The organism is Nocardioides psychrotolerans, from assembly GCF_900113685.1.
In the GTDB taxonomy this organism is placed as follows: Bacteria; Actinomycetota; Actinomycetes; order Propionibacteriales; family Nocardioidaceae; genus Nocardioides; species Nocardioides psychrotolerans.
The window spans coordinates 83,848-106,367 of sequence record NZ_FOQG01000010.1; the positions used below are offsets into that span (position 1 = coordinate 83,848).

Consider the following 22,520-nt stretch of genomic DNA (forward strand, 5'->3'; position numbering starts at 1 on the left):
GGTGACGACACCGCCGCTCGAGGTCCGCGGGCTCACCAAGTCCTTCGGGTCCACCCTCGCGCTCGACCGGCTAGACCTCAGCGTCGAGCGGGGCGAGGTGCACGGCTTCCTCGGCCCCAACGGTGCCGGCAAGTCGACCGCCATCCGGGTGCTGCTGGGGCTGCTGCGCAAGGACTCCGGCGAGGTGAGCCTCCTGGGTGGTGACCCGTGGACCGACGCAGCACGCCTGCACCGCCGGCTGGCCTACGTGCCGGGGGACGTGGACCTGTGGCCCAACCTCACCGGCGGTGAGGTCATCGACCTGCTGGGTCGGCTGCGCGGCGGGGTGGACCCGACGCGGCGCGACGAGCTCGTCGCGCTCTTCCAGCTGGACCCGACCAAGCGCGGCCGCAGCTATTCCAAGGGCAACCGGCAGAAGGTCGCGCTGGTCGCGGCGCTCGCGGCGGACGTGGAGCTGCTGCTCCTCGACGAACCGACGTCGGGCCTCGACCCGATCATGGAGTCGGCCTTCCAGCAGTGCGTGCAGGACTTCCGGGCCCGCGGCGGCACGGTCCTGCTCTCCAGCCACATCCTGGCCGAGGTCGAGCAGCTCTGCGACCGGGTCAGCATCATCCGCAACGGACGGTGCGTGGAGACCGGCTCCCTGGGCGAGCTCCGGCACCTGACGCGTACGTCGGTCACCGTCGAGCTCGCCGGTCCGCCGCGCGGGCTCGAGCAGCTCGAGGGCGTGTACGACCTCGTGGTGGACGGCCACCGGGCGCGCTTCGACATCGACACTGCCCTCCTCGACCCGGCACTCGCGGCGCTCGTCGCGGTCGGCGTACGCAGCCTGACGACCCAGCCCCCGACCCTGGAGGAGCTGTTCCTGCGCCACTACGGGGACCGGATCGAGTCGGAAGCGTGACGAGCCTGGCCGCGGCGACCACCGGATGGACGCTGCTCCTGCGCACCTTCATGCGCCGCGACCGGTGGCAGCTGCTGTGGTGGAGCGTCGGGCTCTCGGCGCTCTTCGTCTCCCAGGCGGTCAGCGTCGACGGTCTCTACACCTCGCAGGCCGACTTCGACAGGGCGGCCGCGACGATGGAGGGCAACACCGCGTTCATCGCCATGGCCGGGCCGGCGCGGGCGCTGAACACCACCGGTGGCCAGGTCATGTGGCAGGCGGGCGCCGTCGGCGCCGTCGCCATCGGCCTGATGGCCATGCTCCTGGTCGGTCGCCACACCCGTGCCGAGGAGGAGCGTGGCCGCGAGGAGCTCGTGCGCGCCACGGCCGTCGGTCGGTGCGCAACCCTGGCTGCCGCAGCGGTGACGGCCCTGGCGGCGGTCGTCGTCGCGGGGCTCCTCACGGGCGCGGGTCTCGTGGCCTACGGGCTGTCGTTCGCCGACTCCATCGCGACGGGTGCCGGGCTCGCGCTGTGCGGCGCCTTCTTCACCGGTTCGGCCCTGGTGGCAGCGCAGCTGGCGTCGACCACTCGTGGGACCTACGGCCTCGCGGGCGCGGTCATCGGTCTCGCCTACGGGCTCCGGGCCGTCGGCGACGTCGGCTCCCCGGCGCTGAGCTGGCTGAGCCCGATCGGGTGGTACCAGGCAATGCACCCCTATTCCGGGCTCCGCTGGTGGCCTGCACTGCTCCTGGTGGTCGGTGCCTTGCTGGCCACCGTGCTGGCCGTCGCGCTGTTCCTCCGACGTGACCTCGGCTCCGGGGTGCTGGCGGCCAGGCCCGGCCCCGCGGTGGCCTCGCCCGCGTTGCGCAGCGGCTTCGCGCTCGCCTGGCGGCTCCAACGCGCCTCGGTCCTGGCGTGGTCCGGCGGGATCCTGCTCGGCGGACTGGCCTACGGCTCGATCGGCGACGACGCCGGCGACCTGGTCGGTGACTCTGCCCTGACCGAGGACATCTTCGGAGCCGCGGCCGGGGACCTCGTGGACGGGTTCTTCGCGGTGTCGCTGGTGATGCTGGCACTCATCGCGACCGGCTTCGCGCTGTCGTCGATGGGCCGACCGCGTGGGCAGGAGGAGGATGGCCATGCCGAGCTCACGTTGTCGACCGGGGTGTCGCGGCTGCGCTGGCTGGGTGGTCAGGTCGCTGTCTGCGTCCTCGGGACCGTCCTGGTCGTGGCTGCCGCAGGTGTCGGCCTCGCGGGCGGCTACGCGATGGTCACCGGGGACCTCGGGGCGTTCGAGCGACTCACGTTGCCGATGCTCGCGATGGTGGCCCCGGTGCTCGTCACGGTGGGCGTGGCCCTCCTGCTGTACGGCGTCGCCCCGGGCGCCCAGTCGGCCGCCTGGCTGGTCCTGGTCCTCGGCGTCGTCGTGCTGATGTTCGGCGAGGTGTTCCGGATGCCAGGGTGGCTGCGCGGGCTGTCGCCCTACGAGCACCTGGCGCTCGCGCCGGCCGAGCCGTTCCGGGTGCTGCCGTTCGTGGCCCTGCTGGCGGTCGCGGTCGCGCTCTCACTCGTCGGCGCGTTCGCGTTCTCGCGGCGCGACATCCGCTAACGTCCCGATCATGTGGCAGCCCGAGCCAGGGTGGCACCCGCTCCCCGGAGGCACCGGCACGTCCACGGTGGGGGTCTGGCGCACCTCCCTGAGTGGGCGACCGATGGTCGTGAAGCGGATCGCGCGTCCCCGTGACGACGACCCGGTCGAGCTGTCCGATCCCCGGCACTTCGCCTACTGGCGACGCGAGGCCGACGTGCTCGACTGCGCCCTCACCGCCAGGACCACCGGGTTGCGCACGGCTCCTGCGGGAGTCGAGGAGGACGCCGACGGCATCACGGTCACGCGTGAGTGGGTGGAGGACGCCTCCTCCAGTGGGTTGTTCCTCGCCCTGGGCCTGGGCCGGTTCGCGGGTTGCGACCTGCCGCGGCCGGCGTGGTTGGCCCAGCACCAGCTGCGAGCACGCCTCCTCCGGGTCGAGTCGCGGGGCGGCTGGCCGACGCTCGCACGCACGACGGTGGCCGACGTTGCCGACCACCTCTGGACCCGTCGTACGACGTTGCTCGCGGTGAGCGAGTCGCTCCCGCACGTGCCGCAGCACGGCGACCCGACCCTGGCCAACCTGCCCGGCCGCGCCGGCGACGAGGTGATCGCCATCGACTGGTCGATGCTCGGCACGGGACCCGTTGGAGCCGACCTGGGACTGCTGTCGCTGTCCTCGCGAGAGGAGTTCGAGCCGCTGCTCGACGCCTACCTGCTGGGGCTGCCGAGCGCAGCCGCTTCGCGCGACGACGTGGTGCTCGGCGCCCGGATCTCGGGGGTCTACACGGCCCTGTCCCGCGCCGAGTGGGCGTTGGCGAGGGTGGCCGGGGGAGAGGGCGCCCTCGCCGGCAAGTACCGCCACCCGGCCGTCGCTCCCCACCTGCGCACGCTGCAGCGCCAGTTCCCCGCGATCGAGGCCCTCGTCGACTGGTGAACGACCAGATCTCGAGCTGGGGCTGCTGTCGCACGTGGTGGCCATCGGCCCGATCGTCCACGACAGCGTCTTCTGGCACCACCCTCACGTGCGGCTCGTCGACGACGTCCAGTCGTGGTTGACCGACGTCGTCGGACCGGTCTGAGGGCGCCGCCTTGATCAGGTGCGCCGGGCCAGGACGACGTGCTCCAGCCCGGGCCGGTCGGGTGCGTCCCGGACCTCGACGACCTGCACGCCGCGCGCGGGCAGGTCGGCGTACAGCTCTTCCAGCGTGCGGAAGCGCAGCGTGGAGGTCGAGCTGATGCGCTCGCCGCCGATCGTCGTGATCGTCTCGAAGGTGACCAGGGGCAGCGCCACCTCGGTGATGCTGCGACTGACCACGACGTGGGTGCCGCCAGGGAGGTGGACGGTCGAGGGTGGGACGTCCCAGGTCTCCCACGCGCGGGCCTCCGGTCGGCGGGTCTCGAAGACGAACCATCCACCGGGTCGGAGGCTCTGGACCACCGCGCTGAGCGTGGCGTGCCAGTCGTCGTCGTCCACGAAGACCTGCGCCACGTTCCCGGTCATCACGACCAGGTCGGCCCGCGTGTCCGGCGTGAGAGCCGTCGCGTCTCCGTGGAGCCAGGTGACCCGGTCGGCGTAGGGCTTGGTGCGGGCCACCGCGAGCGACGCCTCCGCCGGGTCGACGCCGACGACGCCGAGGCCCCGTGCGGCGAGGAGCACGGCCAGCGAGCCGGTTCCGCACCCGATGTCGACGACCCGACGTGCCTCCACCTCGTCGGCGAGCGCGACGTAGGCGTCGAGGTCGCTCCGGTCGTCGTCGAGCACGTCGTAGAGCTCGGCCAGGCGTGGATCGGCGAAGGCGGGGTCGGGTGGTCGCACCCCTCGACGTTAGGACGTGGAGGATGGCGCCATGACGAGTCCAGGCGTGTCGTGGGTGGTCAGCGAGTCGACCGATCAGGATCGGGAGGTGTGGGGCCGTCTCTACACGGCGTACGCCGCCGCCGCCGGTGACCGCCTCGACGACGCCCACCTGGCGAGGGTCTGGTCCTGGATCGTGCGCCCTGGTGGCCAGACGCGGTGCCTGCTGCTGCGGCCTGACGACGAGCCGGACCCGGTGGGCCTCGCCCACTACCGGATCTTCGAGCGACCGCTCGCCGGGTCGATCGGGTGCTACCTCGACGACCTCTTCGTCGCGCCGCAGGTGCGTGGCCGCGGCGGCGCTCGTGCGCTCCTCGGGTCGCTGTCGACGCTCGCGGGTGCGCAGGGCTGGAGCACGGTGCGCTGGACGACGGGGGATGGCAACCCTGCTCGACAGCTCTACGACGCGCTGGCCGTCCGGCTCCCGGTGATCACCTACGACATGCCGGCACGCTCGGGCTGAGCCGTTCGCTGTTCGCGGCAAAGAGTCGGCGCGATGGTGCAGGCGCGGTGGCTTGTTGCTGGTCGAGCCCCGTGGGCGAGCCCTTCCCAGGGCGGAAGGTCTTCTTCACCAGACGCGAGTGAGCGCTGGCGGATCACGCGTGGCGTGGGCGATGTCTCGGCTCCCTGCTGCTCCGACGCGACCGGGGAGGATCTCACGCGTGGTGATGCGTGAGATCCTCCCCGGTCGCCAGGAGCCGCTTGATCGGGAGATGGGCGCGTGCGTCGTCAGGCGCAGTCGACGACACGAGGCTCTGTGTCCCAAGCCGCTGTGCTCGTCAGCGGTAGCCGACCAGCGTCGGGGTTGCCTCGACGACCTCGAGCAGGACGGCCGCGCCGGGGATGGTCACGGCGCCTGGCACGGGGCGCCAGGCGCCGCCGTTGACGCGGAAGTCGGCGGTGTAGGTCGTGTCCACGGCCGGGGCGACTCGGCCTGCCGTCAGGTAGTCATGGGTGACCTGGAGATCGGGGTAGGCCGCACCCGGGGTCGTCGTGGACGCGGACCGGCCGTCGCCGAAACGCCATCCGTAGGACGCGGGTGTGATCCGCAGGTCGACCTGCTGGCCCAGCAGGGTGATCGTGCGGGTGAAAGGCTGAGTCTCGGTGTAGAAGTTCGTCGCGAAGTTCACCAACGTGCGGCCGTTGGGCGGCTGCACGACCAGCGTGCTCGCGGGCAGGGTCAGTCGGGAAAGGGCTAGTGCCACCAGACCCGTCGTCACGACTGGCTGGACAGCCGAAACGCAGAAGTCTTCGACGTCATAGCCGAACTGCGCCGCGGCTCCGGCACAGGCGGCCTCGCCCACGGGGGTGGTGGCGGCGACCGGGACAGTGGTGCCGCTGCCGCCGTTCGTGGGTGAGGCGCCGTCGCACGACATCTCGAGCTCGGTTACGACTTGCCCGTTCGTGAAGTATGAGACCTCGTGCCAGGTGCACCCACCTGCGTGGGATGACGGCACAGAAAGGACGAGTTGAGTCATCCAAACGGCAACGACGAGAAGGGACCTCATCGGAGGAAGCCGATCAAGGAAACGACCCAGGTCTCGCCCAGCGTCTCAAGCTCGAACACCGCGATCCTGCGCTCGGATCCGTAAGCGACGGGGTCGGCGTTGGCGCTGTCGTAGGTGGTGCCGCCGGCGAGACGCAACGCAGCCGTGACTGAGGATGAGTCGGCAGCTCAGGAGGCGGCTTTGGTGCGCAGCACCGACCAGCCCGCGGTCATGTATCGGCCACCTCGTTCGTAGGTCTCGACGATCGGCGAGATGAGGTTCTCGCAGGAGGAACACTGACTCTGAGACAGCGCCGTGACCGCTTCGACATCGCCGTCGGTCAGCGCCTCGTTTCGCGCCGCCACCCACGCCCGCACCGTCTCCTCGGGCCCCAAGACCTCAGTCGCCTGGGTCGGCGTCGGGTCGACGGGCGGCGCCTCAGAGACGGTCGGAGTGGCGGACGGTGGCGGTGCCATCTTCGGCCGTGGCTCGTCGTCGGAGCACCCCACGCAGAGCAGGCCGACAACAGCACCGACGACAACTGAACGGACGACACGGCTCACGAGGCAGGCCCTTCCCGAGACTTCCACGCCCAGACCCGGGGCGTGATGCCACCGAACCTACCCACCCACACGCCCCCTGAACAGGCCTCCGACGTCCCCTGTGGACGGATCTGGACGGACGTGGACGAGACTCGGTGCATGCACGAGATCGCTTCATCGTACGACGCCATGGCTGCGGTCTACACCGAGCTGTTCGGGGACGTGGAGCTGCAACACCCGCTCGACCGGGCCGTGTTCACGGGCTTCGCGCACCTGCTGCGGCGGGAGGCTGCGACGACCGTCGCCGATCTCGGCTGCGGTCCGGGGCACTGGACCGCGGACCTGGCGAGCCACGGCTTCGACGTCATCGGGATCGACGGCTCGGCCGCCCTCCTGGACCTGGCCCGCGCGCGGCACCCGCACCTGACCTTCGCGCGCGGCGACCTTGGCGAGCTGAGCGAGGTCGCGCGGGTCGGCGGCACCCTGGGCGACAGCAGCCTCGACGGCGCAGTGGCCTGGTTCTCCCTGATCCACACCGCGCCGGACGACCTCGACCGGCTGCTCGCCGAGATCGCCCGCGTGCTGCGTGCCGGGGGGCTGCTGCTGGTCGGCTTCCAGGTCGCGCCGGGGGCTGAGCCCGAGGCCTTCGACCACCGCGTGGTGCGTGCCTGGAGTTGGCCGGTTGACGCCCTGTCGGCACGCCTGCACGCAGCAGGGCTGCGCGAGCAGGCGCGCGGCGTGCGTCAGCCCGAGGAAGGGGAGCGGCTGCCGGGCGGGCATCTGGTGGCTCGTCGTACGTGACGAGGCGCCACCCTCATGCAGTCGGAGGCAGGTAGCACCCACGACGGCCGTCCGGCCCGCTCCCCTCGATGGGGAGCGGGCCGGACGGCTGCGTGCGCGGAGATCAGCGCAGGACGGGGTTCTTCTTCACGAGGTCCAGCGAGGACCAGAGGCGGCCGAGGCCCCAGGTGTTGCCGGCGCCGAGAGCGGCGAGGGCGACGAGGCTGATGGCGCCGAGGAGGTGGACATCCATGAGCGGGTTGTTCTCCGGAGGGAGGACGACGGTCCACATCATCACGTAGAGCAGGGCGCCCGTGGCTGCGGCGGCGCGCATCCCGATGCCGAGAGTCAGGGCGACCCCGATTCCGAGGAGGCCGAGCATGAAGCCCCAGTCGGCATACCAGGTGCCGGCGATCGCGTTGTAGAAGCCCTTGAAGGGGCCGTCGGCGCCGAAGGCCAAGAAGCCTTCCGTGGGGCTGCCGCCGTTGATCCAGGCTGCGTCGCCGAAGCGGTCGAGGGTTCCGTCCTGGCCGTGGCCGGTGGCGAAGCCCAGGGCGAGCAGCTTGTCGAAGAACGCCCAGAGGAAGGTGACGCCGAAGCTGATGCGGAGCACGGCCAGGACACGCTGGGCCAGGTGCGTCTGCACCGGGAGGCCTTCGGTGCTCTGGACCGTGGAGCCGGTGGCGGTGTTGTGGATGGTGGTCATGAGGTCTCCTCCTTCGAGGGGCTGGTGCCTGGGTGGTGCTTCGATGCCTCCAGGATCGCCTCGTGTGGACTCGACGTTCAGAGGAGAAGGACACCCCGGCGGGGGGACCTTCTGCCCGCTCAGCCCAGGACTGGTCCGGGACGTACGCCGCGGCGCGCGACCGCAGCCACGTCGTCGAGGTGCACGACCTGGTCGACGAGGTCCAGCCCGACCGGCTCGTGGGTGATCCACAAGACCGCGCGCGCATCGGTCGTGTCGAGCAGCTCATGAGCGAGCTCGACCGCCGTGGCGTGGTCGAGGTGGGCAGTGGGCTCGTCGAGGACCAGCACCGCCTGCTCGGCCAGCAAGGAGCGGGCGATCGCCAGCCGTGCGCGCTCACCGCCCGAGACCTGGGCGTGCCCGTCTCCCAGCCATGTGTGCAGGCCGTCCGGTAGGGCGTCGAGCCAGTCGCCGAGGCGGGCTCGTCGGAGAGCGCGATCGACGTCTGCGTCGGTGGCTGCGGGCCTGGCCAGCCGCACGTTCTCCACGACGGTGGAGGCGAAGACGTGGGGGTCGTCGTCCACGAGCCCGACGCGCTCGCGCACGTCGTCCAGGGCCAGGTGGGTGTAGGCCGTGCCACCCATCCGCAGGTCACCGCGGACCGGGTCGAGGAAGCGGAGCATGAGGGCCGCCAGGGTGCTCTTGCCCGACCCGGAGGGGCCGGTCACGGCGATGCGGGCCCCCAGGCCGAGGTCGAGCGAGAGGCCCTCGAGGCAGGGACGTGAGCGGTCCCAGCCGGCCGCGACGCCCTCGAGCTCGATCGTCGACGAGGTCGGCGACCGGGTGCCGACCGTGTCGCGCACGGCAGGGACGCCGTGCTCGAGGCGGTGCAGCCGCGCCGCGGCCGCCTGGGTGCGGGCGGAGAGGGCGCCGGCGTCGACGACCGGGGTGGCGGGCTCGGCCAGCGCGAGCGGCACGAGCACCAGGAGCGCTGCCAACGGGCCGGTGAGTCGCCCGTCCGCGACGGCGGGAGCGGCGAGCCACGCCATGACCGTGACCCCGGCACCGGCACTCAGGAGGACGAGGCCGCGTGCGGCGCCGAGCCACACGCTCGCCACCACGCCGCTGCGGGTCAGGCGGCGACCGGCCTCCGAGACGGCGCGCACCGCGCGGCGCTCGGCCTGCCACATCACCAGCTCCGGCGCGACCTGGACCACGTCGACGACGACGTCGGAGAGGTCTCCGCGCTGTCCCACGGCCGTCTTCTCTCGGCGGCCGGCGCCGAAGCGGGCCAGGACGTAGCCGCAACCGGAGCCGAGGGCTGCGGTGCCGAGCACGACGAGCCCGGCGACGGGGAGGAGCAGCGAGGCGACACCGGCGGCCAGGGCCACGACACCGATGTGGCTGGCGAGCGGCAGCCGCACGCGCAGGTCACGGTCGACGACCCCGTCGACGTCGTCGACGATGGAGGCCAGGACGTCGCCGCGGCGTCGACCCAGGCCGCCAGGAGTCAGTGGCACGACCGCGTCATAGACCTGGACGCGACGCTGGGCCAGCATCCGCAGCGCGGTGTCGTGCGAGCGCAACCGTTCGGCGTAGCGCAGCACGGGGCGGGCCAGGCCGAACAGCCGGACGCCCACGATCGCGACGAGCAGGGTGAGGACCGGAGGTTGGGTGGACGCCTGCACGATGAGCCATCCGGCCGTCGCCGTCAGGGCGACGCCCGACGCCGAGGCCAGGGCGCCCAGGACGACGCTGGACCACAGCGAGGCTCCGCGGCTCGGGTCGGGCTCGTCCCCGGCGGGTGCATCAGGTCCCTCAGATGCCTCGGGAGCAGGCGCAGCGGGTGCCGCATCGCGCACAGGGGTCGGCTCGACAGGAGCCGCCGCGGCCGCGGCCAGCGCCGCGGGCACGAGCTCCAGAACGTGGTCGGCGAGCGCGACGATCGCCGGGCGGTGTGCCACGACCACCACGGCGCCGCTGCGGCCGAGATCGAGGATGGTGTCGGCGATGACCTGCTCGGTGAGCCCGTCGAGGTGTGCCGTGGGCTCGTCGAGGAGCACCCAGGGGCGCCGGGCGAGGACCACCCGGGCCAGCGCGAGACGCGCCCGCTCACCGGCCGAGAGGCTGTCCGCGTCCTCGCTCATGGGGGCGTCGAGGGCGCCGGGGAGGTCGCGCACGCGCTCAGCGAGCGCCACCCTCGCCAGGGCGTCCCACAGCTCGTCGTCGGTCGCGTCGGCCCGCGCGAGGCGCAGGTTGTCAGCCACGCTGCCGGACACGAGCACCGGACGCTGGGGGAGCCAGGCGATCTGTTCCTGCCACGCCCGGCCGGACGCCTTCACCCCGCCGGCGCTCACCAAGCCGTCGGTGGCCGGGACGAGCCCGGCGATCGCGGCGAGGAGGGTGGACTTGCCGCAGCCGGACGGGCCGACCACGACGGTCACCCCCGTCGCTGGGACCACGGCGTCGAGGGGTGCGAGAGCCGCACGGGACCGGCCCGGGTAGGTCACCGAGAGCCCCTCGAGCACCAGGTCGGCGCCGGCAGGCGGCGCTGCCGCGCCGTCGTCGTACGACGTGCCCTCGAGGAGGGTGCCCACGGCCTCGAAGGTCGCCACTCCCTCGGCAGCCGCGTGGAACTCGGCGCCGACCCGTCGCAGCGGCCAGTAGGCCTCGGGGGCGAGGAGGAGGACGAACAGGGCTGTGCGCAGCCCGACGTCGCCGTCGGCCAGTCGCACACCGATGACGACGGCCACGAGGGCGACACTGAGCGTGGCCACGAGCTCGAGCACCGCCGACGAGGCGAAGGCGAGCCGGAGCGTGGCCTGCGACGCGCGGCGGTAGCGGTCGGTGATCTGCGCGATCCGGGCAGACTGGGCGCGGGCGCGGCGGAAGGCGACGAGGGTGGGAAGGCCCTTCATGACGTCGAGGAAGTGACCGGAGAGCGCGGCCATGGCGGCCCACTGCTCCTGCGCGCGGTCCCGGGTCGCGAGTCCGACGAGGGCGCCGAAGACGGGGACCAGCGGCAGGGTGAGCGCGACGATCACCGTGCTCCAGAGGTCCTGGGTCGCGATGGCGGCGAGCGTTACCAGCGGCAGGACCCCGGCCAGCACGGCGGCTGGGAGGTATCTGGTGAGGTAGGGCTCCGCAGCGGCGACGCCACGGGTGGTGAGGACCGACAGCTCGCCCGTCGACAGGGTCGGACGTCCGGCCGCGCGCTGGCCCAGGACGGCCGTGACCACGGTGCCGCGGAGGTGGTCGGCGACGAGGGCCGCCGCGCGGGCCGCGAGGACGTCGGAGCCCCACGCCGTCAGGGCGCGGGCCCCCACGAGCGCGAGGACCCCCACGACCCAGGGGCCGAGACGTCCGTGGGTGACGACCGCGATCACCAGGCCGGTCACGGCCCAGGCCTGGGCGATGACGAGCAGGCTGGTGAGCACGCCCGCCCCCACGACGCCGGCCAGCGGCCGGCGTGCGGGGGCGAGGACGGGTCGGAGCCGAGGGTCCGTCGGTCTCATCGAGCGCTGGTGGCGGGGGTCGTCGGGTGCGCGGGGATGTGGTCCACGGAGATGCGGCGACGGAACACCCAGTAGGTCCACGCCTGGTAGGCGAGCACCAGCGGGGTGAAGATGACCGCGACGATCGTCATGATCTTCAGCGTGTAGGCCGTGGCCGCAGCGTTGGTCGTGGTGAGACCGACACCGTCGCTGAGCGTGGTCGGCATGACGTCGGGGAACAGGGCCAGGAAGAGCCCGGCGACGCCGAGGCCGATCGCCACGAAGGTGCCGAGGAAGGCCCAGCCCTCCCGGCCGCCGAGGATGGCGACCAAGCCGCCGACCAGGGCGAGCGCGGCCGCCGTGAAGGCGACGGCCGAGGCGATCGAACCCGTGGAGATCTGGGTCCAGCCGAGGAAGACGACGGTGATGACGGCAGCGACGACCCCGATGCGGGCTGCCAGCTCGCGCGCGTGCTCACGGATGCGGCCGTCGGTCTTGAGCGAGATGAAGACGGCGCCGTGGGTGAGGAACAGCGAGAGGGTGGTCAGTCCGCCCAGCAGGGCATAGGGATTGAGCAGGTTGAAGAAGCCGCCGACGTACTCCATGTCGGCGTCGATCGGGACCCCGCGCAGGATGTTGGCGAAGGCGACCCCCCACAGCAGCGCGGGCACGAACGAGCCGATGATGATCGCGAGGTCCCACCGGGAGCGCCACTGGGCGTCGTCCCGCTTGGCGCGGTACTCGAAGGCCAGGCCCCGCACGATGAGGGCGACCAGGATCAGCAGCAGCGGCAGGTAGAACCCGCTGAACAACGTGGCATACCACTCCGGGAAGGCCGCGAAGGTCGCGCCGCCGGCGACGAGGAGCCACACCTCGTTGCCGTCCCAGACGGGACCGATCGTGTTGATGAGGACGCGTCGCTCGGTGTCGTTCTTGGCGAGGACGGGCAGCAACATCCCGACCCCGAAGTCGAAGCCCTCGAGGACGAAGTAGCCGATCCAGAGGACGGCGATCAGGCAGAACCAGACGGTGGTGAGCTCCATGACAGGTCTCCGGCTCTCAGTAGGCGAACGCGAGCGGGCGGTCGACGTCACCGTCGGGTTGCGCGGGCGGCAGGTCGTCGGTGTGGATCGGGTCCGCACCGCGGTGGATGTAGGTGAAGAGCAGCTTGAGCTCGATGACCATGAGCACGCCGTAGAGCAACGTCAGGGTGACCAGCGAGATCAGGGCCTCGGTGGCCGACACGGACGGCGACGTGGCCTGCGCGGTCGTCATCAGCCCGAAGACGGCCCACGGCTGGCGGCCCATCTCGGTGAAGATCCACCCGAAGGAGTTGGCGAAGAGCGGCATCAACGGGAGCGTCAGCACCGCCACCGTCAACAGCCGGCCACCGGGTGTGCGGCCCTTGCGGGTGGCGAGCAGCACCCAGGCGGCGATGGCGGCGCCGAGCATGCCGAGGCCGATCATCAGCCGGAACGACCAGTAGGTCACGGGGATCATCGGGGTGTAGCCGTCGGGGGAGTAGTACGTCGCACCCGGGTCGGCGCCGTAGGTCTCGACGTATTCCGCGCGCAGGTCGTTGATGCCGCGCACCTCGCCGTCGGTGGTGCCGGTGGCCAGGTAGGACAGGACACCCGGCAGCTTGATCGCGAACTTCTCGGTCTTGCCGTCGGGCGTGCCGATGGTGAAGACGGAGAAGTCGGCCGGGGCCTCGGTGTCGTAGAGGGCCTCTGCTGCCGCCATCTTCATCGGCTGCACCTCGGTCATGATCTTGCCCTGGAAGTCACCGCTGACCGCGACCGCGATGCCCGTCACCAGCACGATCGCGGCGCCGGTGCGCACGGCAGAGCGATACATCGAGCGCTCCTCGTCGGCACCGGCCCGGCGCAGCTGCCAGAAGACGACGCCGACGACGAACGCCGCGGCCGTCATGTAGGCGGCGAGAACGGTGTGGGGGAACGTGACGAGCTGGACCTTGTTGAACATGACGGCTGCGAAGTCGTTCATCTCAGCCCGTCCGGTGTCCGGGTTGTAGGCGAAGCCGACGGGGTTCTGCATGAACGAGTTGGCCGCGAGGATGAAGTAGGCCGAGAGGAGCGTCCCGAGGTGCACGATCCACATGCACGCCGCGTGCAGCTTGGCCGGCAGCCGGTCCCAGCCGAAGATCCAGAGCCCGAGGAACGTGGACTCGAGGAAGAAGGCCGCCAGACCCTCGATGGCGAGAGGTGCGCCGAAGACGTCGCCGACGAAGCGCGAGTAGTCGCTCCAGTTCATCCCGAACTGGAACTCCTGGACGATGCCGGTCACGACGCCGATGGCGAAGTTGATCAGCAGCAGCTTGCCGAAGAACTTCGTCAGGCGCAGCCAGCGCACGTCACGGGTGCGGACCCAGGCGGTCTCGTAGCCCGCGACGATGGCCGTGAGTCCGATGGTGATGGGGACGAACAGGAAGTGGTAAACGGTCGTGATGCCGAACTGCCATCGAACGATGTCCAACATGTCCACGGGTGATCTCCTGAGCAGGGGGCTGGTGCTCTCTCACCCTGGGCGGTCGACGACTCCGTCAGCACAGGCGTGGGTCCCGACGTGACGGGACGTTGGTCCCGTCCCGGGTGACACAGCTCTCCGTGACCAGCTCTCAGTGATCGACGCGTCGCGTGAGCCGCAGGTCGAGAACGACCCACGGCGTGTCCGGGGGGACCTGGACCTGGGGGCGCGACGTGCAGTGGACCCGGTAGGCCTCCAGCCAGCCCTGGTCACCAGGACGCACCACGGAGGCCCGGGCCGTCAGCCAGACCCCGCCACGCAGCACCTCCACGTCGGGCTCCGTGTCGATGTTGTGCCACCACGTCCGGCTCTTCGGATGACTGACGAGCACCACCAGCCGACCGTGGGTCGAGGCGGCCAGGACGGGCAGCCGATGCAGCAGCCCGCTCTGACGACCGACCACCCCGAGGCCGACGAGGTGGACGGAGAGACGGTCGTGCCACCGCGACTCCAGCAGCCACAGGACGAGGCGGTCCACCGGGCGTGAGCCGGCGAGGGTGGGGAGCAGCAGCCCCGTGAGGAGGCCGTACGTCGCTCCGGCGAGGGCGCCGCCCGCCGACGCCACCAAGGTCTGCGTGGGCCATCCGGCGTCAGCACCGGGGGCGACGACGGCGTAGATCGCGATCGGAAGGGCCGACCCCCACCCCACGGCACTGGCCAGGGGCCACCGGCGGGCGTGGTGGAACACGTGGGTCAGGCGCAGGGCCTGGAGGGACCCGAGGACCCCGCCGAGCGCCCCCCCGACGGCAACGGCGCTCAGCGTGATCCCGAGCGGAGCGGTGACGGGGTGGCCCGGCGCCAGGAGCAGCACTCCGCACAGAACGGTCGCGGCTGCGGTCGCCGCGACCCAGATGGCGCGGTCTGCGGGCGCCAGCCAGGTGCGGAGGGCCCGGACCTGGAGCAGTCCCAGGAGCGTGCCTGCCAGCAGGGAGCCGAGCAGGACCCCTGCCCAGTCGGTCCCCGTCTCGGTGAGCGGCTCGCTCCACCTGGCGAGGAGCACGCCACCGGGAGCGGCGACGGCACCGCCGACGGTGCTCAGCAGGAGCCATGGCCGGAGATGGGGGAGGTGGTCGGTGGCCAGCGTGCCGGTGGTCGTCACGGGGGCCGTGGTCCTCATGGCAGCAGGATGTCGGAGAAGGCTCGCCGCCCCGTACGACGAAGCTCGCTGCGGCCGATCTGCTGCCAGCCGATGCGGATCACCAGCTGCGGCTCGGCCAACCCGCCGAGGACCTCACGATGGAGCTCGGAGCGGGTCTCCTCGTCCTCGATCACGCAGCTGAGGGGGACCAGCGAGAGGCCGTCCGTCGTGGCAGCCAACCAGACCTGGCTCAGCGCCTCGCCAGCGCTCAGCCAGGCGCGGGGGTCGTCCCGCTCGGTGAGGAGGACGAGCAGCCCGTCGGACCCCTCGACGTGCTCCCCACGCGGGCTGTGCCCGTGCTCCTGGCGGTCGACCGCTCGGTTGACGAGCAGCTCCACCCGGAGCCGGGGGCCGATGTCGAGCAGGGGCAGGACTTGCGTCCCCGGCGCCGAGGCTGTGGAGGCCAGGGTCGCCAGGCGTTCGTCCGGCACCGGCCACGCGGTGAAGCGCCGACGGTCGGTGCAGCGCTTGGCGAGGGCGTCGAGGTCGGCGGCCGCGAGGGCGCTGGGCTCGCCCGGGGTGAGGTGGAGCGTGGCCAGGTGGCTCGGACGGTCGAGGTCGGGTGCGTATTCCACCTGTGCCGGAAGGCCCAGGGCCGCAGCCGCCACACGGGCGTGGTGCAACGCTGCACCGCAGCTGAGGATCACCCCCCGACCGCGCGGATCGGTGAGCGGGAGTCGGCGGGACTGGTCGGCGTGCAGCTCGATCCGGTGATCACCCAGCCGCCACAGCCAGGGCTGCGAGTTGCGCACGCTGGGGGCCGCGCAGGCGAGCTCGACGACGCGTCGGGTCTCGACGATGCATCGGGTGTCGGCCATCACGTCCTCCATCGGGGCTCACGTCCGGGAAGTGGGTGGGGCCCCGAAGACGTGTCGTGAATCCCAGAGTGGGCGCACCGACGCCGCTTCCCCAGGGACGAAGGTCCCCTCGGCCCGGGGCTTCAGGACCCGACCGACCTACGTGAGGGCGCCCTAGAGTGAGGACATGACCGAGGAAACCAGCGGTGAGACCGCACGCGCCACACCCATCAAGGTCTTCCTGCTCGACGACCACGAGATCGTCCGGCGAGGCATCAAGGACCTGCTGGAGAGCCAGGGCGACATCGTGGTGGTGGGGGAGTCCGGCTCGGCCGTCGAGGCCGCCGCCCGCATCCCCGCCCTCCGTCCGGACGTCGCCATCCTCGACGGCCGGCTCCCGGACGGCACCGGCATCGACGTGTGCCGCGAGGTGCGCTCGGTCGACCCCACGATCCACGCGCTCATCCTCACGTCCTACGACGACGACGAGGCACTGTTCTCCGCGATCATGGCCGGCGCCGCCGGCTACGTCCTCAAGCAGGTGCGCGGCCACGACCTCGTCGACACGGTGCGTCGCGTCGCTGCTGGGCAGTCGATGCTCGACCCGGCCGTCACCGCTCAGGTGCTCGAGCGGGTGCGGCGCGGGCCCCACGTCGACCCCACCATCCAGCAGCTCACCCCCCAGGAGCAGCGGATCCTGGAGCTGATCGGGGAGGGCATGACCAACCGCCAGATCGGTGCCACGCTGTTCCTGGCGGAGAAGACGGTCAAGAACTACGTCTCCTCGATGCTCGCCAAGCTCGGCCTCAGCAGCCGCACCCAGGCTGCGATCTTCGCGACCAAACACGCCCAGTCCTGACCCTTCCGTGCCCTAGGCTCGACCCATGAGTGACGTGGGGGGAGCCCCGGAGCCGGGGCAGAGCACGCCCGCGCGCCCGCCCGCCCTGGCCGAAACCGGTTTCGACGACCTCCTGCGCGAGGTCCTGAACCGGGTGCACGGGGTGCTCGACGAGCAAGCGCGTTGGCAGCTGCTGCTCGACGCGGTCGTGACCATGGCGGCCGACCTCTCGCTCGACGGGCTCCTCAGCCGCATCGTGCGGATCGCGGGGGACCTCGCGGGTGCCCGGTACGCCGCGCTGGGCGTCCTCGGCGACGGACCGGACCGGCGGCTGCGACTCTTCGTCACGCACGGCGCGACGGAGGAGCAGATCCGGGAGATCGGTGACTTGCCCACCGGGCACGGCCTCCTGGGGTTGATCATCGACCGACCCGAGCCGCTGCGGCTGCACGACATCGCCGAGCACGCGGCGTCGTACGGCTTTCCGGCGAACCATCCGCCGATGCGGTCCTTCCTCGGGGTGCCCGTGCGCATCCGCGACAAGGTCTTCGGCAACCTCTACCTCACCGAGAAGGTCGGTGGCGGCGACTTCACCTTGCAGGACGAGGAGATCGTCGTGGCGCTCGCAGCCGCCGCCGGCGTGGCACTGGAGAACGCGCGTCTCCACGAGGAGGCCGCTCTGCGTCAGCGGTGGCTGGCCGCCACCGCCGAGATCGCGGCGCTCCTGTCAGCAGCACCAGCGGGCCCGGAGTCCCTCCAGCTGGTCGTGGACCGCGCCCGCGCCGTGTCGGGGGCCGACCTGGCGTGGATCGTGGCGGGCGCCGACGTCGAGAGCCTGGAGCTCCAGGTCGTGTCCGGTGCGAAGGCTGACCTGGTCGCGATGAGCGAGATTTCGCTGGAGAGCTCGCTGGCCGGGCACGTGGTGCGCGCCGGTGTCGCCATCACCGTCGAGGACATGGCACTGGACCCGCGCGCGGTCGACGTCACCACGCTGCTCGGCTGGCCCGCCGTCGGGCCCGCGATCGTCGTCCCCCTCCGCAGCAGTGAGGCCATGGAGGGTGCCCTCGCGCTCGGCTGGACCCGCGAACGACTGTCGGGCTACCAGTCGCTCGACCCGACGCTCCCGGCCAGCTTCGCCGAGCAGGCCACCCTGGCCCTCCAGGTCGCCCGGGGCAGGGAGGACCAGCAGCGGCTCGCCCTCTTCGAGGACCGTGACCGGATCGGTCGCGACCTGCACGACCTGGTGATCCAACGGCTCTTCGCGATCGGGCTCAGCCTCGAGAGCGCCAGCCCGTTGGCGGACCGCCCCGAGCTCCGGACCCGGCTCAGTGCCGCCGTCGACGACCTGGACGCGACGATCAAGGACATCCGACGCTCGATCTTCGCGCTCAGCGCCCTCGACGAGGCCACCGACGTGCAGGCCGAGGTGACCAGGATCGTCGACCGGGCCGCGACCACGCTCACCTTCACCCCGTCGCTGCGGTTCGAGGGCCCGGTGCGCACCCGCATCACCACCCAGGTGGTCCCCGACGTGCTGGCGGTGCTGGGGGAGTCACTCTCCAACGCGGCCCGGCACTCCGGCGCCAGCGCGGTCGATGTGCTGCTCAGTGCCGTGGACGACGTGCGGCTGGTCGTGCGGGACGACGGCCGCGGTGTGCCCCAGGACGTGACCGAGAGCGGCTTGTCCAACATGCGACAGCGCGCCGAGCGGTTGGGTGGTCGGTGCACAATCACGTCAACCCCCGGTGGTGGCACCACGGTGGAGTGGTCGGTCCCCCTGGGCTGAGCCCGTCGGTCTCCACCTCAGCGCAGGGCGCGCATGGACGGTGTGAAGAACCGGGTCAGCGTGCTGGTGCGCGTGGCGCTGAGGTGCAGGTCGTCGTAGAAGGTGTGGATCCCGTCCTGGATGCCCCGACACATGACCTGCCCGCAGTAGGCGCTGTTGACGTCGATCAGCCGGGGCGTGCCCGCCAGGTCCTGCATGCGCTCGCGCAGCCAGGCCTCCGTCTCGTCCTCGTCGTAGATCGCGCGAGCGCGCAGCACGTCACAGGAGTAGGGGTCCTCGCCCCGGGTGCACGGCAGCGTCACGCGCGGCACGGTCGCGGTCTGCCCGATCACGTCGACGTCCACGCCCACGCGGCCCAGGGCCGGGAACAGGGCGGCAGCGCTGGACTCGAAGAGCTCGACCTTGCCCTGGGTCGTCTCGTCGTAGCCGAAGAGCGGGGCGAGCGGCCCGATGGTGCTCTCCCGGGCGGCTCTCCGGTAGCCGGCCCAGTGGGAGCCGAGGAGCACCCGGACGTCCTGGTCGCCGCGCTGGAGGCGCATGACGTACTTCATCGCCAGGTAGTTGTTGGTCGCGCACGACTTGGGGTTGCGGGGAGCCCGGTCGATCGGCACCTTGACCGGGGGGCAGCCACCGAGGACGAAGGCCGTCAGGTTGGCGCCACGGGCGATGGCGGCGTTGCGGACCGCCGGGATGTACTGCCAGGCGTGCGAGTCACCCCAGAGGACGACCGTGGGGCGCTTGGCTCGGTAGGGCGTGAGGTGACACGCGACCGGGACCGGCGGGATGATCGCGTAGCGGATGCACTCCTGCGGCAGCGAGGGGACGTCCTGGCTCGGGTCGACCTCGGCCGTGGCGGCGCTCGCAACGGGGGCGCTCGAGACCGGCGGTCCCTGCAGGACGAGCATGGCGACGACCGCGAGGACGATGGCGACGACGGCCCTCGTCCGGACGCGGCTCAGTGCGGGGCCGGTGGGGTGCCGAGGGTCCATGTCATGCTCAACGTCGCACTCGTCCTCGGGTCACGCGCAGTTGTCGCACACCCCGGTGGCGGGCAGCTGCAGGTAGCAGACGGGGCACTTGGCGATCTCGCGCTCCTGGTGGCGGATCTTGCGCTCGCGCCCACGCGTGGCGGCGAGCTTGTCGGAGAGTGCCGGGACCCCGCCGCCCTCGGGGAGGTCGGCAGCGTCGAAGTGCCGGTGCGCCTTCAGGCGCTCCTTGGCGGCGTGGTCGTCCGCGTCGTCGGGGGCGGTGCCCGTCGCCGTGAGGACGGCAGGACCGTAGGCGCTGCTCACGCTGCCGTCGGCGGTGATGCAGAACGCGGCGAGCAACGGCTCGTCGCGCTTGTCGCAGTCGGCGGCGACACGGGTCAGCACATCCCCGATCCAGTAGTGCGGCATCTGCTTGGTGCGGATGCCGGTGAGGTTCTGCACCTGCGTCGCGAGCTCCTTGTGGGTGATCAGCGCGTGGTAGCGACCGGCCACCTCGATGAGCACGCCGCGCGCGGCCTCGGCCCAGGCGTCGCGGGCCTCCTCGGCGCCCACGTCGGCGACGTCGCGCCACTCGCCCGTGGCAGGGTCGATGGCCAGGGCGGTCGTGTCGACGTAGGTCGTCTCGAAGTCGAGGGCCTGGAGGATCTCGGCGACCTGGTGCTTGCCGTTGCCGAGGCGACGGCGCGAGGCGGCGGTGCCGGTGGCGTGCTTGTAGGCCACGCCCAGGATCGCGGTGGCGTCGTAGGTCGTGTCCTCGTGGTGCAGGAGGAACTCCGAGGTCCGGCCGAATCCGTAGACCGTCAGGAAGGCGTCGACACCCCGCTCGTCGTGCTCCGCAATGGCGCTCAGGACATGGTCACGGGTCACAACGTCGAAGTCAGTCACCTCATGACACTAGGGCTTCGCAGACCGAACGCGTGCTTCGGGGACCGTGCGCAGGCCCGTGAGCAACGTCACCCCGCTCCAAACCGGGGCCGTTCACCAGGGGCTGGGCCGGTAGTCCTTCACGAAGCAGCCGTAGAGGTCCTCGCCGGCCTCGCCCAGCACGATCGGGTCGTAGACCCGCGCCGCACCGTCGACCAGGTCGAGGGGGGCGTGCCATCCCTCGGCCGCGATCCGCAGCTTGTCCTGGTGGGGACGTTCGTCGGTGATCCAGCCGGTGTCGACCGCTGTCATCAGGATCCGGTCGGTCACGAACATCTCCTCGGCGCTGGTGCGGGTCAGCATGTTGAGCGCGGCCTTCGCCATGTTGGTGTGCGGGTGCCCCGCGCCCTTGTAGCGGCGGGAGAACTGACCCTCCATGGCCGAGACGTTGACGACGTAGCGACGGCGCGCCTCGGAGGCGCGCATTGCCGGTCGGAGCCTCGAGATGAGCAGGAAGGGGGCGATCGAGTTGCAGAGCTGGACCTCCAGGAGCTCGAGGGGGTCGACCTCCTCGACCTTCTGGGTCCAGGAGTTGACCTGCTGGAGGTCGGGCAGGAGCCCTCCGGCATCGACCGCCGTGCCGGCCAGGTGGGCCTCCAGGGACGCGTTGCCGGCGCTGAGGGCCAACGCCGTCATGGCGGCGGGGGACTCACCGAGGTGGTGCGCGACCGGGTGGTCCTGCAGCGTGCCGGCGATGGAGGCCGGGTGCAGCTCCGAGACGCGGTCGAAGGTGACCAGGTCCGGCAGGGCGAGGTCGGTCGGCAGCGGGGCCAGCTCACCCTCGACCAGCGGGGCGTAGGAGCCGGGGGAACGGCGCACGGTCTGGCAGGCGTTGTTGATGAGGATGTCGAGCGGGCCGGCGGCTGCGACCTCCTCGGTCAGCGAGATGACCTGCGTAGGGTCACGAAGGTCGATGCCGACGACGGTCAGGCGGTCGATCCAGTCGGCGGCGTCGGGCATCGCGGCGAACCGGCGTACGGCGTCCTTGGGGAAGCGGGTGGTGATGGTCGTGGTGGCACCATCTCGCAGGAGCCGCAGGGCGATGTACATCCCGATCTTGGCGCGCCCGCCCGTGAGCAGCGCCCGACGGCCCGTCAGGTCGGTGCGCTGGTCGCGCTTCGCGTGGGAGGAGCGCGCGCAGTCCGGGCAGAGCCAGTGGTAGAACGCATCGACCAGGATGTAGTCCTGCTTGCAGATGTAGCACCCGCGCGGGTTGATCAGCTCGCCGGCGAAGGCACCGGTGGCGGAAGAGACCAGCGCGATCCCCTCGGTCTCGTCGTCGATGCGCAAGGGGGAGCCGGTGGCGGTCAGCGCGGTGACCGCGCGGTCGGCGGCCAGCTCCTCGGCCCTCTTGCGGGCCCGACGCTCGCTCTTGAGCGCCTTGTACATGTGGGACGCCGCGTGCTTGACGGTCTGGATGTCGGCGTGGTCGCTGGGCAGCTCGTGGAGCTGGTGGAGGACCCTGACCGTGGTGGCGAGGTCGTCAGGATCGATTCCGTTGGACACCGGCAGATCGTACGGCGCCCGATCTCCTCATCGTGCGGGGCCTACGCTGGGTGGTGACCCCCTCGGGCGACGGGCCCATCCGGGCACTGCGCCCGGTGGCAGGAAGGCGGACGTCATGACGACGTCACGGACCGGCACCATCCCCCCAGCCCCGAAGCCGGTCCCGTCCGCTGCGTCGAGGACGGGTCCCGACGCGGTGCGACTGGCGCTGGCCGCCGCCTTCTACTCCGGCCCCCTCGACGGCGCGTGGTGGCCGGGCTCGCGCGACCTGCAGCGAGAAGCACGCGCGCTCGTCGACGGCTTCCCCACGGAGCGTGGGCGGGTGCACCGACTGCTCGTCTCGGCGCCCGACTGGGACCGCACCGGTGCCCGCGTGCAGGCCCGCCGTGGCCCCATCCGGGTGGGCGTCTTCCCTCGTGACGACCTGCACGTCGTCGTCCTCACCCTCCACGACGGCACCCGGCTGCGGCTGCTCGTGGTGGCTCCCGCGACGTCGGCGACCGTGGCCCGGTCGCTGATGGAGCAGGCGAGCGCCGCGGGCAACCGGCGCGACGCAGCGACCCTGATCGCCGCCTCCTGAACGGCTGTTCGGGCGGTTTCCTCAAGGAAGCCGCAAGGTTCCTCGGGGGAGCCTGCAAGGTTCGGGTCGTCCCCTCGAAAGGGGAGTTTCGACGTGT

General features: G+C 71.6%; 20 protein-coding genes. 8 read left to right on the plus strand and 12 right to left on the minus strand.

Features of this window, described 5'->3' with window-relative positions:
• Position 1 precedes the first annotated feature (1 nt).
• Genes BM204_RS13300 through BM204_RS13310 form a run of 3 tightly spaced genes read left to right on the plus strand, consistent with a single transcriptional unit; the run spans position 2 to position 3,409 of the window.
• The gene (locus BM204_RS13300) at positions 2 to 904 is read left to right on the plus strand and encodes an ABC transporter ATP-binding protein (RefSeq protein WP_091114159.1); all 903 of its coding nucleotides are present in this window, start codon (positions 2 to 4) and stop codon (positions 902 to 904) included.
• Positions 901 to 2,493: an ABC transporter permease gene (locus BM204_RS13305; protein ID WP_091114162.1), complete on the plus strand. Its 1,593-nt coding sequence runs from the start codon at positions 901 to 903 to the stop codon at positions 2,491 to 2,493. Before BM204_RS13300 ends, BM204_RS13305 begins: the two co-directional genes overlap by 4 nt.
• A gap of 10 nt (positions 2,494 to 2,503) precedes the next feature.
• The gene (locus BM204_RS13310; protein WP_091114165.1) at positions 2,504 to 3,409 is read left to right on the plus strand and encodes a phosphotransferase; all 906 of its coding nucleotides are present in this window, start codon (positions 2,504 to 2,506) and stop codon (positions 3,407 to 3,409) included.
• Between the two features lie 159 nt (positions 3,410 to 3,568).
• Here BM204_RS13310 and BM204_RS13315 read toward each other — a convergent pair whose 3' ends face one another.
• Entirely contained in the window at positions 3,569 to 4,291 is a 723-nt protein-coding gene (locus tag BM204_RS13315; protein ID WP_091114168.1) for a class I SAM-dependent DNA methyltransferase, read from the minus strand.
• Positions 4,292 to 4,322: 31 nt separating this feature from the next.
• Between BM204_RS13315 and BM204_RS13320 the strand changes: the two genes are divergently transcribed.
• Positions 4,323 to 4,793 carry a GNAT family N-acetyltransferase gene (locus tag BM204_RS13320; RefSeq protein WP_091114171.1) on the plus strand — a complete coding sequence of 157 codons (471 nt, stop codon included), beginning with the start codon at positions 4,323 to 4,325 and terminating at the stop codon, positions 4,791 to 4,793.
• 316 nt (positions 4,794 to 5,109) lie between these two features.
• Here BM204_RS13320 and BM204_RS13325 read toward each other — a convergent pair whose 3' ends face one another.
• Together BM204_RS13325 and BM204_RS22675 are read right to left on the minus strand one after the other, a co-directional pair.
• Complete coding sequence (locus BM204_RS13325; protein WP_091114173.1) at positions 5,110 to 5,706, minus strand: hypothetical protein; 597 nt, start codon at positions 5,704 to 5,706, stop codon at positions 5,110 to 5,112.
• Positions 5,707 to 6,005: 299 nt separating this feature from the next.
• Positions 6,006 to 6,407: a DUF6318 family protein gene (locus BM204_RS22675; RefSeq protein ID WP_177223721.1), complete on the minus strand. Its 402-nt coding sequence runs from the start codon at positions 6,405 to 6,407 to the stop codon at positions 6,006 to 6,008.
• A 111-nt stretch (positions 6,408 to 6,518) separates the two neighbouring features.
• Between BM204_RS22675 and BM204_RS13335 the strand changes: the two genes are divergently transcribed.
• Complete coding sequence (locus tag BM204_RS13335) at positions 6,519 to 7,160, plus strand: class I SAM-dependent methyltransferase (protein WP_170259148.1); 642 nt, start codon at positions 6,519 to 6,521, stop codon at positions 7,158 to 7,160.
• Positions 7,161 to 7,263: 103 nt separating this feature from the next.
• On the opposite strand, the gene BM204_RS13340 is transcribed toward BM204_RS13335, so the two are convergent.
• The 6 genes from BM204_RS13340 to BM204_RS13365 all read right to left on the minus strand — a co-directional run bounded on the left by BM204_RS13340 (position 7,264) and on the right by BM204_RS13365 (position 15,821).
• On the minus strand, positions 7,264 to 7,845 hold the full coding sequence (locus tag BM204_RS13340; protein WP_091114180.1) for a hypothetical protein: 582 nt from the start codon (positions 7,843 to 7,845) through the stop codon (positions 7,264 to 7,266).
• 119 nt (positions 7,846 to 7,964) lie between these two features.
• Positions 7,965 to 11,339, minus strand: a complete 3,375-nt coding sequence (gene cydD / locus BM204_RS13345; RefSeq protein WP_091114182.1) for a thiol reductant ABC exporter subunit CydD — start codon at positions 11,337 to 11,339, stop codon at positions 7,965 to 7,967.
• Entirely contained in the window at positions 11,336 to 12,361 is a 1,026-nt protein-coding gene (cydB, locus tag BM204_RS13350; protein ID WP_091114184.1) for a cytochrome d ubiquinol oxidase subunit II, read from the minus strand. Before cydB ends, cydD begins: the two co-directional genes overlap by 4 nt.
• A 16-nt stretch (positions 12,362 to 12,377) precedes the next feature.
• The gene (locus tag BM204_RS13355) at positions 12,378 to 13,823 is read right to left on the minus strand and encodes a cytochrome ubiquinol oxidase subunit I (protein WP_218031208.1); all 1,446 of its coding nucleotides are present in this window, start codon (positions 13,821 to 13,823) and stop codon (positions 12,378 to 12,380) included.
• 133 nt (positions 13,824 to 13,956) lie between these two features.
• Positions 13,957 to 14,982 carry a nitroreductase/quinone reductase family protein gene (locus BM204_RS13360; protein WP_091114187.1) on the minus strand — a complete coding sequence of 342 codons (1,026 nt, stop codon included), beginning with the start codon at positions 14,980 to 14,982 and terminating at the stop codon, positions 13,957 to 13,959.
• On the minus strand, positions 14,979 to 15,821 hold the full coding sequence (locus BM204_RS13365; RefSeq protein ID WP_143099770.1) for a nitroreductase family protein: 843 nt from the start codon (positions 15,819 to 15,821) through the stop codon (positions 14,979 to 14,981). The genes BM204_RS13360 and BM204_RS13365 overlap by 4 nt, the downstream gene beginning before the upstream one ends.
• A 166-nt stretch (positions 15,822 to 15,987) precedes the next feature.
• Between BM204_RS13365 and BM204_RS13370 the strand changes: the two genes are divergently transcribed.
• Positions 15,988 to 16,659 (plus strand): response regulator, encoded by a 672-nt coding sequence (locus BM204_RS13370; protein ID WP_091114191.1) that lies wholly within the window; start codon positions 15,988 to 15,990, stop codon positions 16,657 to 16,659.
• 25 nt (positions 16,660 to 16,684) lie between these two features.
• Positions 16,685 to 18,424 (plus strand): sensor histidine kinase, encoded by a 1,740-nt coding sequence (locus BM204_RS13375; protein ID WP_091114192.1) that lies wholly within the window; start codon positions 16,685 to 16,687, stop codon positions 18,422 to 18,424.
• Between the two features lie 17 nt (positions 18,425 to 18,441).
• Here the strand turns inward: BM204_RS13375 and BM204_RS13380 are convergent, their stop codons facing one another.
• From BM204_RS13380 to BM204_RS13390, 3 genes are all read right to left on the minus strand, one after another.
• Positions 18,442 to 19,413, minus strand: coding sequence for an SGNH hydrolase domain-containing protein (locus BM204_RS13380; protein WP_091114198.1), 972 nt, complete (start codon positions 19,411 to 19,413; stop codon positions 18,442 to 18,444).
• Positions 19,414 to 19,443: 30 nt separating this feature from the next.
• Positions 19,444 to 20,298 carry a ScoMcrA-related endonuclease gene (locus BM204_RS13385; protein ID WP_091114200.1) on the minus strand — a complete coding sequence of 285 codons (855 nt, stop codon included), beginning with the start codon at positions 20,296 to 20,298 and terminating at the stop codon, positions 19,444 to 19,446.
• A gap of 93 nt (positions 20,299 to 20,391) precedes the next feature.
• Positions 20,392 to 21,843, minus strand: a complete 1,452-nt coding sequence (locus BM204_RS13390; RefSeq protein WP_246166229.1) for an SDR family NAD(P)-dependent oxidoreductase — start codon at positions 21,841 to 21,843, stop codon at positions 20,392 to 20,394.
• A 115-nt stretch (positions 21,844 to 21,958) separates the two neighbouring features.
• Between BM204_RS13390 and BM204_RS13395 the strand changes: the two genes are divergently transcribed.
• The gene (locus BM204_RS13395) at positions 21,959 to 22,423 is read left to right on the plus strand and encodes a DUF5994 family protein (RefSeq protein WP_143099771.1); all 465 of its coding nucleotides are present in this window, start codon (positions 21,959 to 21,961) and stop codon (positions 22,421 to 22,423) included.
• Positions 22,424 to 22,520: the final 97 nt, after the last annotated feature.